Source organism: Acidovorax sp. GW835-FHT14B10, from assembly GCF_058793725.1.
In genome coordinates this window covers 51,559-64,742 of the sequence record NZ_JBXAGC010000013.1, presented here as the reverse complement: position 1 = coordinate 64,742, position 13,184 = coordinate 51,559, and the positions used below count along the sequence as shown (strand labels likewise).

16 protein-coding genes and 1 pseudogene are annotated in these 13,184 nt (G+C 63.1%); 12 read left to right on the top strand and 5 right to left on the bottom strand.

What is annotated here, in order from left to right:
* The first annotated feature begins 54 nt into the window (after positions 1–54).
* Positions 55–1,908: a glutamine--tRNA ligase/YqeY domain fusion protein gene (locus AC1Q5S_RS11845; RefSeq protein ID WP_422203298.1), complete on the top strand. Its 1,854-nt coding sequence runs from the start codon at positions 55–57 to the stop codon at positions 1,906–1,908.
* A gap of 130 nt (positions 1,909–2,038) precedes the next feature.
* Here AC1Q5S_RS11845 and AC1Q5S_RS11840 read toward each other — a convergent pair whose 3' ends face one another.
* The 3 genes from AC1Q5S_RS11840 to AC1Q5S_RS11830 all read right to left on the bottom strand — a co-directional run bounded on the left by AC1Q5S_RS11840 (position 2,039) and on the right by AC1Q5S_RS11830 (position 4,292).
* Positions 2,039–2,407: a hypothetical protein gene (locus AC1Q5S_RS11840; protein WP_303837467.1), complete on the bottom strand. Its 369-nt coding sequence runs from the start codon at positions 2,405–2,407 to the stop codon at positions 2,039–2,041.
* A gap of 206 nt (positions 2,408–2,613) precedes the next feature.
* The gene (locus AC1Q5S_RS11835; RefSeq protein ID WP_422289579.1) at positions 2,614–3,648 is read right to left on the bottom strand and encodes an IS30 family transposase; all 1,035 of its coding nucleotides are present in this window, start codon (positions 3,646–3,648) and stop codon (positions 2,614–2,616) included.
* A 59-nt stretch (positions 3,649–3,707) separates the two neighbouring features.
* The gene (locus tag AC1Q5S_RS11830; protein WP_303837468.1) at positions 3,708–4,292 is read right to left on the bottom strand and encodes a hypothetical protein; all 585 of its coding nucleotides are present in this window, start codon (positions 4,290–4,292) and stop codon (positions 3,708–3,710) included.
* A 219-nt stretch (positions 4,293–4,511) separates the two neighbouring features.
* Between AC1Q5S_RS11830 and AC1Q5S_RS11825 the strand changes: the two genes are divergently transcribed.
* The 8 genes and pseudogenes from AC1Q5S_RS11825 (at position 4,512) to AC1Q5S_RS11790 (ending at position 8,822) form a co-directional block, all read left to right on the top strand.
* Entirely contained in the window at positions 4,512–4,829 is a 318-nt protein-coding gene (locus tag AC1Q5S_RS11825) for a hypothetical protein (protein WP_303837470.1), read from the top strand.
* 243 nt (positions 4,830–5,072) lie between these two features.
* Positions 5,073–5,399 (top strand): annotated as a pseudogene (locus AC1Q5S_RS11820) (hypothetical protein); the annotation flags it as partial.
* A 124-nt stretch (positions 5,400–5,523) separates the two neighbouring features.
* Complete coding sequence (locus AC1Q5S_RS11815; protein WP_303837471.1) at positions 5,524–5,841, top strand: DUF2322 family protein; 318 nt, start codon at positions 5,524–5,526, stop codon at positions 5,839–5,841.
* A gap of 320 nt (positions 5,842–6,161) precedes the next feature.
* On the top strand, positions 6,162–6,410 hold the full coding sequence (locus AC1Q5S_RS11810) for a hypothetical protein (protein WP_087746685.1): 249 nt from the start codon (positions 6,162–6,164) through the stop codon (positions 6,408–6,410).
* Positions 6,411–6,510: 100 nt separating this feature from the next.
* Positions 6,511–6,729, top strand: coding sequence for a hypothetical protein (locus AC1Q5S_RS11805; RefSeq protein ID WP_303837476.1), 219 nt, complete (start codon positions 6,511–6,513; stop codon positions 6,727–6,729).
* Positions 6,730–6,747: 18 nt separating this feature from the next.
* The gene (locus tag AC1Q5S_RS11800) at positions 6,748–7,338 is read left to right on the top strand and encodes a DUF4124 domain-containing protein (protein WP_303837478.1); all 591 of its coding nucleotides are present in this window, start codon (positions 6,748–6,750) and stop codon (positions 7,336–7,338) included.
* A 116-nt stretch (positions 7,339–7,454) separates the two neighbouring features.
* Positions 7,455–7,721: a phage virion morphogenesis protein gene (locus AC1Q5S_RS11795; RefSeq protein WP_492238925.1), complete on the top strand. Its 267-nt coding sequence runs from the start codon at positions 7,455–7,457 to the stop codon at positions 7,719–7,721.
* Between the two features lie 186 nt (positions 7,722–7,907).
* The gene (locus AC1Q5S_RS11790) at positions 7,908–8,822 is read left to right on the top strand and encodes a peptidoglycan DD-metalloendopeptidase family protein (RefSeq protein WP_492238923.1); all 915 of its coding nucleotides are present in this window, start codon (positions 7,908–7,910) and stop codon (positions 8,820–8,822) included.
* Positions 8,823–8,937: 115 nt separating this feature from the next.
* Here AC1Q5S_RS11790 and gltS read toward each other — a convergent pair whose 3' ends face one another.
* A complete protein-coding gene (gene gltS / locus AC1Q5S_RS11785) occupies positions 8,938–10,134 on the bottom strand; it encodes a sodium/glutamate symporter (RefSeq protein ID WP_303837483.1) in 1,197 nt (398 codons plus the stop codon).
* Between the two features lie 258 nt (positions 10,135–10,392).
* Between gltS and AC1Q5S_RS11780 the strand changes: the two genes are divergently transcribed.
* Positions 10,393–11,013 carry a pseudouridine synthase gene (locus tag AC1Q5S_RS11780; RefSeq protein ID WP_422202613.1) on the top strand — a complete coding sequence of 207 codons (621 nt, stop codon included), beginning with the start codon at positions 10,393–10,395 and terminating at the stop codon, positions 11,011–11,013.
* Here AC1Q5S_RS11780 and AC1Q5S_RS11775 read toward each other — a convergent pair.
* Positions 10,980–11,507, bottom strand: coding sequence for a DUF2242 domain-containing protein (locus AC1Q5S_RS11775; RefSeq protein WP_303837490.1), 528 nt, complete (start codon positions 11,505–11,507; stop codon positions 10,980–10,982). The two genes, AC1Q5S_RS11780 and AC1Q5S_RS11775, sit on opposite strands and share 34 nt — an antisense overlap.
* 210 nt (positions 11,508–11,717) lie before the next feature.
* On the opposite strand from AC1Q5S_RS11775, the gene AC1Q5S_RS11770 reads away from it, so the two are divergent.
* Entirely contained in the window at positions 11,718–12,722 is a 1,005-nt protein-coding gene (locus AC1Q5S_RS11770; RefSeq protein ID WP_422202612.1) for a ketopantoate reductase family protein, read from the top strand.
* A complete protein-coding gene (locus AC1Q5S_RS11765; RefSeq protein ID WP_303837486.1) occupies positions 12,719–13,141 on the top strand; it encodes a VanZ family protein in 423 nt (140 codons plus the stop codon). Before AC1Q5S_RS11770 ends, AC1Q5S_RS11765 begins: the two co-directional genes overlap by 4 nt.
* Positions 13,142–13,184 lie beyond the last annotated feature (43 nt).

Genomic DNA, 13,184 nt, shown 5'->3' with positions numbered 1-13,184 from the left:
CCCCCCATCTGCGCCCACGCATCGCAGCCACAAGCCGCACCCTAAAATGACCGCATGAGCACCCCCACCCCTGCCAGCACCACGCCCGCAACCAACACCGCCGCCACCGAAGCCACCCGCCCCAGCAACTTTCTGCGCCAGATCATCGAGCACGATCTGGAAAAAGGCACCTACGCCACCCGCCGCTGGGCCGGCAACCCCGGCGACGCCGCCCACCACGCGGCCGGCCAGCCCGACCCCGCCAAGATCCGCACCCGCTTCCCGCCCGAGCCCAACGGCTACCTGCACGTAGGCCACGCCAAAAGCATCTGCATCAACTTCGGCCTGGCGCGCGACTACGGCGGTGTGTGCCACCTGCGCTTTGACGACACCAACCCCGAAAAAGAAGACACCGAATACGTCAACAGCATCATCGATGCGGTGAAATGGCTCGGTTTTGACTGGAGCCAGCCCGGCAACGACAAGCCCTACCAGGCCAGCGACTACTTCGACTTCATGTACCGCGCCGCCGAGTATTTGATCGAGGCAGGCCACGCCTATGTGGACGAGCAAACCGCCGAGCAGATGCGCGTGAACCGCGGCGACTTCGGCAAGCCCGGCGTGGACAGCCCCTTCCGCAGCCGCACCCCGGCCGAGAACCTGCGCATCTTCCGCGAGATGCGCGACGGCAAGCACGAGGATGGCAGCATGGTGCTGCGCGCCAAGATCGACATGGCCAGCCCCAACATCAACATGCGCGACCCGGCCATCTACCGCATCCGCCGCGCCACGCACCACAACACGGGCGACACCTGGTGCATCTACCCCATGTACACCTACGCGCACCCCATCGAGGACGCGCTGGAGCAGATCACCCACAGCCTGTGCACGCTGGAGTTTGAAGACCAGCGCCCGTTTTATGACTGGCTGCTGGAGCGCCTGACAGAAACGTCGAAACTCCCCGACGGGCGGGTCGTGGGCGGTCTGCTCACCGCCCCGCCCCCCCGCCAGTACGAATTTGCGCGCCTGAACCTCACCTACGTCATCACCAGCAAGCGCAAGCTCGCCCAACTGGTGTACGACCACAAGGTCAGCGGCTGGGACGACCCGCGCATGCCAACAATAGTCGGCCTGCGCCGCCGTGGCTACACGCCCGCCGCCATCCAAACCTTTGCCGAACGCATCGGCGTGACCAAATCCGACAGCTGGATCGACTACAGCACCCTCGAAGGCTGCCTGCGCGAAGACCTGGAGCTGAAAGCCCACCGTGGCATGGCCGTGCTCAACCCCGTCAAGCTGGTGCTGACCAACTGGGACGAAGTCATGGGCGCCGGCCACCTGGAGCCCTGCAGCCTGCCCGCCCTGCCCCACCCCCCAGAGGGAACAGAGTCGCCCCTGCGCCACTTCACCATCGGCAAGGAAGTTTGGATCGAACGCGAAGATTTTGAAGAAGTGCCCCCCAAGGGCTACAAGCGGTTATTCCCTGGCAACAAGGTGCGCCTGAAGGGCGGCTACGTCATCGAATGCACCGGCTGCACCAAAGACTCTGACGGCAACATCACCGAAGTGCTGGCCACCGTGGTGCCCGACACCAAGAGCGGCACCCCCGGCGCCGACAGCGTGAAGGTCAAAGCCGCCATCACCTGGGTGGGCGTGGCCGACGGCGTGAACGCCGAAGTGCGCATGTACGACCGCCTGTTCCTGGATGCCCACCCCGACGCGGGCGGCAAAGACTTCATCGAAAGCCTGAACCCGAACAGCCTGAAGGTGGTGACCGCCATCGTGGAGCCATCATTGGCCAACGCCAAGCCGGACGACAAGTTTCAGTTTGAACGCCACGGGTACTTTGTGGCGGACCGGGTGGACCACCGGGCGGAGAAGCCGGTGTTTAACTTGGCGGTGGGGTTGAAGGATTCTTGGGGGAAATGATTTACCCCTGAATGGAGAAAAGGCCAGCAAACCTCGTTGGTTTGCTGGCCTTTTCTTTTGGGCTGTTGGCCGCTTACGACCCATTGCAGTCTTTTGGCTGTCTTTTATGAAAAGCAAAAAAAGCTTATCGTTAGTTCGTACCGTTCTTCCTCGCTGAGGTGGATATTCCAAACCACACCCATCCAAAAATTTTCAGGGCAATCAGACCAATAAGAGGTAATACTAGGAGGGCCGTTGTGAACCAAACGAAACTTACGGCTTCCGTTTCGTTTTTCTGCTTTTCAAGAAGTTTAGTTGTTGACGTCGATCTATCCGGATCATAAATGTTATGCTCTTGACCTTTTTCCCTTGCCCGTTCTAACCAGAACTCAGCATCTTTTTGATAGTAGTCAGCTCTTTTGTATGCATCCCATGCCTCATAGGCTGTCCAGCAGGCCATTGGTAAAGCAATTACCAGCCACAGTCGAAGAAAACGTGCTTTCCAAGTTCGGTTGAGCATAATAGGTAATCTCTGTATTTACGTCGGCCAACGACGTGTGCTAATCGTTGGACTACACTTGATCGAAAGAAGCTTCTGCAGCAACCACTGAGAAGTAGTTCGCAGAAGCGAGAAATAGTCATTAATGCTGATGGACCAGTGTCGGGAGCTATCAGTTCCGCAGTGAAGCATGGCGGATTCAAAAGTGAAGTGCAACACCCTGGGTTTCAATGAACGAGGGTGGAGTGCTGCGGGCTGTTGATCAGCAACTCGCGGTATACGGCCAGTGGTGATCGTACCCCCAGTCCTTTTCTGGGGCGGTTGTTGATTTCATCGGCAATCGCATCGAGCTGCTCCTGGCTGTAGATGCTCAGGTCCGTCCCCTTGGGCAGGTACTGGCGCACCAGGCCATTCATGTTTTCGTTGGAGCCCCGCTGCCAGGGGCTGTGTGGATCGCAGAAGTACACCGCTATGCCCGTCTGCTCGCTGAGCTTCTTGTGCATGGCCATCTCCCTGCCCTGGTCGTACGTCATGCTCAGACGCATCGGTTGGGCAATGCCCAGCAACTTGTCCGTGAAGCCCTGCAAGACGTTGGCAGCACTGGCCGGCTTGAGTTCAGGGAGCTTGACCAGCATGACCAGCCGGCTGGTGCGCTCCACCAACGTCCCCACTGCACTGGCATTGCCTTCGCCCTTGATCAGGTCACCTTCCCAGTGCCCGGGGAACTGACGGTCTTCGATCTCTGGGGGGCGCACATGGATGCTCAGCATGTCCGGGATCTGGCCTCGGCGGTCTTTGCCTTTGCTTCGCGGCAGCCGCTTGTTGTGGGCGTGGCGCAGGGTGGCGATCAGCTCCTTGCGCAACTCGCCCACGGGCATGGCATAAATGCAGTTGTAGATGGTCTCGTGTGACACGCGGTACTCATGGCCGGGGGGATACAAGCGTGCCAGTGTCAGGGCAATCTGCTCGGGTGACCAGCGAAGCCGCAGCAGATGGACAACCAGAGCCCACAGGATCGAATCGGGGTGCAGTTTGACCGCAGGCCTGGCGCCGCACCTGCGCTGCAGGCTCAGGCACTGGGCTTGGGCGCTGCCATAGCCAGATGAAGAGGCGTTGCGCTTCAGTTCCCGGCTGATGGTGGCGGGCGAGCGTTGCAATTGCCGTGCAATCGCACGTACGCCGTGGTTCTGTTGCTTCAGGCTGGCGATGGTGGTGCGGTCTTCAGGCTGGAGCTGGCGGTACTGCGAAGGGGCGGCGTGCATCTGCTGACCTTACTGGTTGGCAGGTGTTGCACTTCACTTTTGAATCCGCCCATCCTTAGTCATTCACCAACCTCCGCCCATATCGGAGATCCAGGACCGGTGCCCCCTGGAAACTGCCAGCCCATTACCGCCACTGAATCGATGACGTCGCAACTAATCGTCACGACGTGATTCTGAACTTTCTTGAGCCAAGCAACGTCGATGGGCGTATCGAATTTTTCCATCTTGTTATTAAAGTAGCTCAGCGGTGACTTTCCTGAAGGTTCGGGTGCCTGCCAGAGGCCGTGACAAAGAGCATTACGTATGTCTGCCGCCTGCTTAATGTTGTCGACGAGATCGCTGACGTTCTTGACGTCTGCATCATGATGATCTCTGACAACCTGGCCATAAATCTTAGCCAATCGGTGCAGGGTTTCGATCATTGCATTTTCAAGAACTGAGGGCCATTTTTCCAGCACTTTTTGCGCCTCCACTTCGGAGTACTTTGTCGTAGCGGTAAACGCGAAAATAGCTTTCGCCAGCGTGTCTTCAAGGAATCCAAACGTGGCTATTGTCCGGCCAAGCTGCTCCCAAAAATCCGCGGTGTGCAGGTGCGTTGGGAACAGCGGATGAATCGCCTCTCGATCAATGATAGCTGGGGTCATTCGAAGAATCTTAATGTAGTGCAGCGTTTTTCTCGCAGCTTGGCGTGAATGGCAGCGTCAAGACCTGAATTGTTAAGACTGCTTCTGGCCGTAAACAGACTTCGATCGATTCCCAATAAGCCCCCCTGTGGCCTACAGCACGCCGTCGTTCATGACAGGGCCCGGGGTCCGCATGGCATTGGGCGGCGGGCACCGGGCTTTTGAGATACAAACATTGCTATGCCACTGACCCAGCCCCTGACGCCTACCTTCACCCCCACCTTCGCCCATGTGCCGCCCGGCCCGCTGGCGGGCCCCTTGCAGTTGTTGCCCGTCAACGCCGGTGTGGTGGCGGTGCATACGGCCGATGGCGCGCATGTGGGCTCGCTCAAGCTGGTCGGCGGGGTCTGGAAGTTCAAGGCCATGGGCTACGACGCTGCCGGCGGCATGGAGCCCGGCCACGGCCCGCTGACGGACCAGCACAACATGCAGTTCGCCACGCCCGATGCCGCCGAGGTGAGCGCCCGGCTGCTGGCAACGCTGGGGAGCGCGCCGTAAGAGCGACTCCAGGCCCCCGGCTCGATCCCAGGGGAACGCAGCACAACAGATCGTCTGCGCCGCAGCCCGGTTCATTGGGGGCCATGGTGACCAGCGTGAGCCTCCGCTCTACGCCGGATGGGCCGGCGTTGTGAGTGCGCTGAGCACTTCGGGCTGATCGGTCCTTGCGCCTCACTATATTTTTCGTAGCTGCTGGCGCTGACTCCACTTGCCGTAGCACCATTTTTTGCCTACAACCACACCATGCGCCGCCGCAAGCCCCACCACCACGTCTACGTGGTCGAACTCTCCAAAGACGTGCTGCTGGAACCCCGCTTTCGCAAGAACAACCCCGGCTACATCGACGGCAAGCCCTGCGTGTATGTGGGCATGACGGGCCTGGACCCGGATGTGCGGTTTGACACGCACAAGGCGGGCATCCAGGCCAACCGGTTTGTCACGCCATACGGCCTGCGGCTGCTGCCCGATCTGTACGCTGGCTTCAACCCCATGGGCTACGAAGAGGCGGCGGACCGGGAGATCGAGATCGGCATCGATCTGCGCTCGGCGGGGTTGGGGGTGTGGCAGGCGCAAGAGGCTGGCCCCCATTGCACAGGCGACAGAAAGTACAATAAAACTCCTGTTTTCATAGCTGCTGGCGCTTATAAATCAGACGCTAGAAGCCATATTCATCAGAGCTTCCTTCAATACCTCCATGAACTTCGCAGACCGCCTGAAACAACTCCCCTCCGCCAGCCACCTCGCCGCCCTGCACTTGCAGGGTACCGACGGACAGGTGCTGGCCACCATCGAGAACAAGCCGGGCCAGACCGGCTCGCTGGTGGTGTATGCCGCGCTGGCGGCGCTGTATGGCGGCAGCATCACGCCTGCGGCGGCCGGCCTGGGATTGGAGTGGTATGCAGAGCATGTGGCGGATGCGCGGGCGTTTCCGGGCAAGCACCCCAATATCGACCGGCTGCTGGCCTGGGCCGAGGGCAGCGAGAGCTACCGCGCCCAGCCCGTCGCTGCGTAATGGTTCAGCGACGGAGGTTGCTGTTTCGTTGCACGGCGTCTGAGGCCACGGGCCACTCTTCGTAAAAAAGAGGCAGGTGGGTGCCGTCCGTGCCCATGGGTTGCAACTTCGGCGCGCGCAGCGGGGGCAACACCCGCTGCCGCATGGCGCGGGCGTGGCGTGGCGGGGCTGGCAGGCCGGGCCATGCATCCACACCCCATTGGACGGGCCTTCAAACGCTCTCTTTTTGATAGCTTATGGCGCATACTCCTGCTGCGCCAAACACCCGTTTGTCACCAAATTGGGTTACCCTCGCCGCCTTATCCTCCAAGGAAACCGCCATGAAAAAACTCAATGTCACCATCCAGCTTGAAATGTCCGTGCCGGACGACTGGGAACTGGTGGGCACGTCCGAAGGCACGCCGGTGCTCAAGCTGCCCAATGGCGTGTTCATGGACGTGGCCATCGAGCCGCTGTTTGCCAGCAACCCCGAGGAAACCTGGAGCAGCACCGATGACGACGATGTGCTCAACGACATCCTGGACATGGTGGAGAGCGAGGCGGTGACTTACGAGTTTGTGACGCACTGAGCCCCTGCCACCAAGGGGTCTGCGCAAGGCGGGCTGCCGCACAGGCATAGGTGCGCCGCACCAGTGCCGTTTTTTGCTTCACCGACTGTACGGAGATGCCATGCTGATTTGCAACCGTGCCAAACGGCTCGACCTGCATGCCGGCTATGAGCAAAAACAAACTGCGTATGCCAGCTTGTTGGAGAAACTGAAACCAGCTACCGCAGCCGACAAGACTGCGTTGACCAAGGGATGGGAACACGCCCTGGAAAGCGGGCCGCAGGCGATGGCGGCATTCCATGCCGCACGCCAAGAAAGCATTGAGCGCAACCGAAAGTAAAGACAAGGGAGCGGAGCCATGTTCAAACCAGCCATTCTTCTCACGGCCGTGATGCTGTCTGCCACCCCGGCCTGGGCCATCAACAAGTGCACAGGACCGGATGGCAAGGTGGTGTTTCAGGATGCGCCTTGTGCCGATGGCAAGGGCGAGAAGCTCAACATTCGATCAACGTCCGCACCTGCGGCCAGTGTCGGTGCCACCGGGGATGCACAAGCCCGCCTTGAAAAAATGAAACGCGACAACGAGATGGCCGAGGCCATTCGTACGCGCAAGCCACTGGTGGGAATGACGTTGGCTCAGCTTCAGGAGGCGATGGGACTGGCAACCAAAGTCAACGCCAATAACTACAACGGCACCCAGTCTGAGCAGGTGATCTATGAGCGCCCGCAGGAAACCTGGTTGGTGTACACGCGCAATGGTGTGGTTGATTCGATCCAGTACAGGCCAGGCTCGCCAATTGGTGCAGCGCCAGCCCGTGCCACTGGCCGTTGCCCAACACAGCACGAGATCAACAACGCGATCACATCCGCATCCAGCATGACGGTGTCCGATGCTGAGCGGGCCGAGCGTTGGAAGACGATTCGGGTGATGCAAGCCTGCGGGAAGTGAAACTTCGTTTTCAACATTGAGGGGGCCTTAAATGACGGCCTTGCTAGTGGCGGTGTGGGTGGGTGCCATGGGCGCAGTCCACCGTGGACCGCTACTCGGAAGACGGCAACCGCCGCTTGCTGAACCGCTACGGCGACATCCTCACCAGCCTGAACCACCAGGCCGACACCACCAGTGCGCGCGTTGGCTTCGGCCAGCCCTACGCGGCATTCCACGAGTGGGGCACCAAGCACATGCCACGGCGCAGGTTGCTGTTTGCTGTTTGCTGTTTGCTGTTTGCTGTTTGCTGTTTGCTGTTTGCTGTTTGCTGTTTGCCGATCCTGGACGATGAGGCGGCGGTGCTGGACATCCTTGGCGTATGGTTGAACGACCTGGGGAACTAGCTGCGGCAAAATGCAAAAAGCGCCCAAAACGGCGCTTTTTCTACTTTGGCGCTGGTTTTCATGTTCGGAAAGAGATTTTCAAGACCCCATCCCACTCAATCCCGCGATAGCCCCGAAAATCCCGATTTATCGCGCCGCCCACTCTCTCTTTATCTCAACTCCCCTCAACCAATATCTGCCACCGCCGTGTCCGCTCCTGTCTTTCACCCCACCATCCCCCACCTGCTCACCCGCCGCGCTGCCCTGCTGGGCGCGGGCGGCCTGCTTGCGCTGCCCGCCCTGGGCCGCGATGCCAGGCCGCAGCCCACGCCCCCCAGCGTGTGGCCACAGGCGCTGCAGGTGCCCGGTGGCGTGGCGCGCCTGTCGCTGGGTCCGGCGGCCACGCGGCCGGTGGCGCAGGTGCGCCAGGGCGATGCCGATGTGCCGGTGCTGGTGGTGGGCGATGCCATCGAGTGGACGGCCCTGGTGGGCATACCACTGGCGGCAGCGCCGGGTGATGCGCACATCAGCGTCGTGCAGACCGATGGCGGCAATGCGCGGAAGGTGCGGCAGGTGCCCTACACCGTGGCGCCCAAGCGGTACCAGGAGCAGCACCTCAAGGTACCACCGCGCACGGTGGACCTGTCGCCCCAGGACCAGGCCCGCTACGAGCGCGAGCGCGACCACCAGGCGCAGGTGATGGCGACCTGGAGTGCGCCGGCGGACGGCAATCTGCCCTCGCTGCGCATGCAGGTGCCGGTGCCGGGGCGGCGGTCCAGTTCGTTCGGGCTGCGGCGCGTGTTCAACGGCCAGCCGCGCAATCCGCACAGCGGCATGGACATTGCCGCCGCCACAGGCACACCCGTCGTGGCGCCGCTGCCCGCGCGGGTGATTGATGTGGGCGATTATTTCTTCAACGGCGGTACGGTGTGGCTGGACCACGGCCAGGGCCTGCTCAGCATGTACTGCCACCTGAGCAGCATGGACGCACGTGTGGGCGATGTGCTGCAGGCGGGCGCGGCGTTTTGCAAGGTGGGCGCCACCGGCCGCGTGACCGGCCCGCACCTGCACTGGGGCGTGATGCTCAACCGCACCATGGTGGACCCATCACTGTTTTTATAGGTGGCCCCCTGTGTCACCTGCGGCGCCTTCGCCGCGGGGCGGCCCTTGGCTTGGCGTCCCTCGCCCAGGCCCCGTCCGTTTCACGGTGATGGGTGGCGCGCAGCGCCTCGACGGGCTACTTCAAGTAATTCATGAAGCCGGTGATGATCACCGCGTTGAAGAAGTCGATGAACAGCGAGCCCACCAGCGGGATCACAAAAAACGCCTTCACCGACGGGCCATTGACTGCGGTGAACGCCTGCATGTTGGCCATGGCATTGGGTGTGGCGCCCATGCCAAAGCCGCAGTGGCCAGCGGCGATGACGGCAGCGTCGTAGTCGCCCCCCGCCACGCGGAAGGTGACGCAATAGGCGTACGCAAACATCAGCACGGTCTGCGCCAGCAGGATCACCAGCAGTGGCCCGGCCACCTCGGCCAGCTCCCACAGCTTCATCGACATGAGCGCCATGGCCAGAAAGAACGCCAGCGAGACATTGCCCACCACCTCGAACTGGCGCAGTGGCAGTTCTGCGTCGCGCCAGTCGATGATGTTGCGCACCACGGCGGCCACCAGCATGGGCCCCAGGTACGAGGGCAGCGTGATGCCCATGCCCTTGAGCCAGTTGACCAGCAACGTACCCGCGCCGATGCACACGGTGATCAGGATGCTGGCGTACATCACCGTATCGCCGGTGGGGGCGGAGGCGGGTGTTGGCAGGATGGACACCGTCGGTGTTGCGCCCGCGGTGGATCCGGTGGGGTGCAGACCATTGCGGCGCATGAGCAGGGTGCCCAGCGGGCCACCAATCACACAGCCAGATACCAGGCCATAGGTGGCTGCCGCAATGGCGGCAGGCAGCGCGCCAGCGGCGCCGGCCTGCTCCAGCAGCGGGCCAAACGCGGCGGACGTGCCATGCCCGCCCGTGAGTGAGATGGACCCCGCCGCCACACCAAGCAGCGGATGCACGCCCAGCGCTGCAGCCAGCCCGGCGCCCAGCAGGTTCTGCAGCACCACCAGCCCTACCGCTGCCGCAAGAAACAGCGCCACACCCACGCCACCTTTTTTGAGCAGCTCAAAGCTGGCTGAAAAGCCGATGGTGGTGAAAAACACCAGCAGCAAAAACGCGCGCATGTTGTCGTAAAACTCGAAGGCGAACAGGCCTGTCTCGTGCCCGATCAACGCAATGACCGAGAACACCAGCCCGCCGATGATGGGGCCGGGGATGAAGTAGCGCGAGAGCACGTCCACGCGCTTTTTGACGAACTCGCCGACCACCAGCAACACTGCGGCGATGCCGATGGTCTGGGCGATATCGAGCTGAATGGTGATCATGGCGGTGCCTCCTGGATTCCTTGATGGGGGGTCAGGCAACACTTGCCCAGATGGTTTTGCTACTGATTAAATAGCAAATGGCGCAAACAACAGTAGCGCCACCCGGCGATTTTACCCTTCAAGAATCAGCCCTTCCATCCGACCAGACGCTGACGAATCCACCCGCCTGCGGCTTGCGGGCCTAGTGGCGCCAGCACCAGCACAGCGCGCTATGCTCGACCACCCGCCACTGCACCACCGCGCCACCGAACCCCATTCATGACCGCCCGCCTGATCCGTTTCAACAAACCCTATGGCGTGCTGAGCCAGTTCACGGCCGAAGGCAAATGGCAGGGACTCAAGGACTACATCGCCCTGCCCGGCGTGTACGTGGCCGGGCGGCTGGATGCCGACAGCGAGGGCTTGCTGCTGCTCACCGACGACGGCAAGCTGCAGGCCCGCATTGCCGACCCGCGCTTCAAGATGGAGAAAACCTACTGGGTGCAGGTGGAGGGCGTGCCGGATGAAGCCGCGCTGGCCGCACTGCGCAGCGGGGTGCAGCTCAACGATGGCCCCACCCTGCCCGCCAAGGCGCGCCTGCTGGAGCCACCGCCGGCGGTGTGGGCGCGCAACCCGCCCATCCGCGAGCGCAAGGCCATTCCCACCGCGTGGATCGAGCTCATCATCCGCGAGGGGCGCAACCGCCAGGTGCGCCGCATGACGGCCGCCGTAGGCCACCCCACGCTGCGGCTCATTCGCGCGGCCATCGGGCCCTACACACTGCAGGGGCTGGCGCCGGGCACCTGGGCGGACGGAGAGAATGAGTCGGGCGAACCGGCACCACTGGCCCGCCCCCCGCTGCCGCCCTATTCCACCGTGGGCTCACCCAGGACCAGATAGCGCTTGATGAGGTCGAAAAAACTGTCGTAGAAGGCATCCGAGGCAATGGTTTCGCTGCCCACCTTGACCAAGGCTTCGTCGCTGGACAGCAGCGGCAGCGACACCGAGCCCACGCCCCCCACGCCCAGGCTGGCGGAGTTGTTGCTCTTCTTGAGGGTGTACTGCTCCTGCACGGCGGTCACAAACCCCAGGCTGACCTTGCCCTGGGCGCTTTCGGGCACGCACACCACGCGGATCATCATCTGCAGATGGGCGTCGGCCTCGGGCTGAAAGTTCTTCTTGCCCTCCACCATCTCGGCCAGATGGGTGTTGATGATGTACCCCTGGCTCAGCAGGGCGCGCCGGGCGGCCTCGCAGGTCTGCGCGGGCGAGGCGTCGAACAGGCGCGAATAGGTGGCCACCGAACCAAAACTTTCCTGCGGTGAGAACACCTTGGACGGTGCGGAGCACCCGGCCAGCAGGGCCGACAGGGCCACAAGGCACAGAGCAATCATCGGGCTCCAGCGCGCCACGGGCGCATGGGCAGCGGTGTGAAAAGGGGTGCGTTGGGGCATCCAGGGCAGACTCAAAACCGGGCACTCCTCGGGGCGAAAATTGTCTCGGGCATCGCAGGATCATGCCACCCCGATTCTCAAAATCTGTTCTGACAGCAAAGCGGGGCTCCGGTTCCCCGCAACGGGGGCCCAGGCCCACGGCATCGCACAATGGCGCCTTTGCCCGGGCGGACTGGTGCAGCGGGGCAAGGTGCCGCCGCCACCAGTGCCCGCCGGGCTTCCGACAGAGAGGGTTCCATGAAGATTGCCGTGATGGGCGCGGGCGCCGTGGGTTGCTACTACGGCGGCATGCTGGCGCGCGCAGGCCACGAGGTCACCTTGATTGCCCGCGCGCACCACGCCGAGGCCATGAACGCCCAGGGCCTGCTGCTCGAAACGCAGGCATTCACGCAGCGGATGCGCGTGGCGGCCGGCACCAATGCCAGCGCCGTGCGCGGCGCGCAGTGGGTGCTGGTGTGCGTCAAGTCCACCGACACCGAAAGCGCGGGCCGCGCGCTGGCCCCGCACCTGGCCGAGGGCACGGTCGTGCTCAGCCTGCAAAACGGCGTGGACAATGCCGAGCGCCTGCAGGCGGTTATTGGGCGGCTCGTCATCCTGGCCGTGGTGTACGTGGCCACCGAGATGGCCGGCCCCGGCCATGTGCGCCACCACGGGCGCGGCGAACTGGTCATTGCCCCTTCGCCCGCCAGTGCGGATATCGCCACCACCCTGGGCGCAGCGGGCGTGCCCGTGCAGGTGTCCGACGACGTGGCGGTCGCGCTGTGGGCCAAGCTGGTGCTCAACTGCGCCTACAACGCCTTGTCGGCCATCACCCGGCTGACCTATGGCGAGATCATGGACAGCCCCCTTGACGTGCCCCGGGTGATGCAGGACATCGTGCACGAATGCCAACGGGTGGCGCAGGCCAGCGGCATCGCGTTGCCCGCGGACACCCTGGATGCCGTGCTGCGGCTCGCAGCCACCATGCCCGCGCAGATGTCCTCCACCGCGCAGGACCTGGCACGCGGCAAACGCAGCGAGATCGACCACCTCAACGGCTTCATCGTGCGCCGGGGCGAGGCGCTGGGCATTGCCACGCCCGTCAACCGGCTGCTGCACACGCTGGTGCGGCTGCTGGAAAAAAACCTGCCCGCCGCGCAAGGCGGTGCCGCATGAGGGCCGGCGCACGCCATCCGCACTGGCTGCACCGGGGTCTGGTGGTGGGGTTCTGGGCCCTGGCGCTGTGCGTTGCGGTGCTGTCGCTGATGCCCATTGCCTACCTGCCGCCACCGGTCTTCAGCCTGTGGGACAAGGCCCAGCACGCCCTGGCATTTGCCGCGCTGGCCGCACTGGGCCTGCTGGCCTATCCGCGCCGGCCCTGGCGCCTGGCCGTGGGCTTGCTGGCTTTTGGCGGCGCCATCGAACTGGCGCAGGCCGCCACCGGCTGGCGCTATGGCGAATGGGGCGACTGGCTGGCCGACGCCGTGGGCCTGGTGGTGGGAAGCGCGCTGGCCTGGCGCACCTGGCACCGGAGGGCCCCACCGCCCCGTTGCACCCCTGCAGCTTCGCCGCGGGGGGGTACGCCGGGCTTATAGTCACCGCCTCGTGCGCACTGCCTGCGCCGGCCACCACACGCCC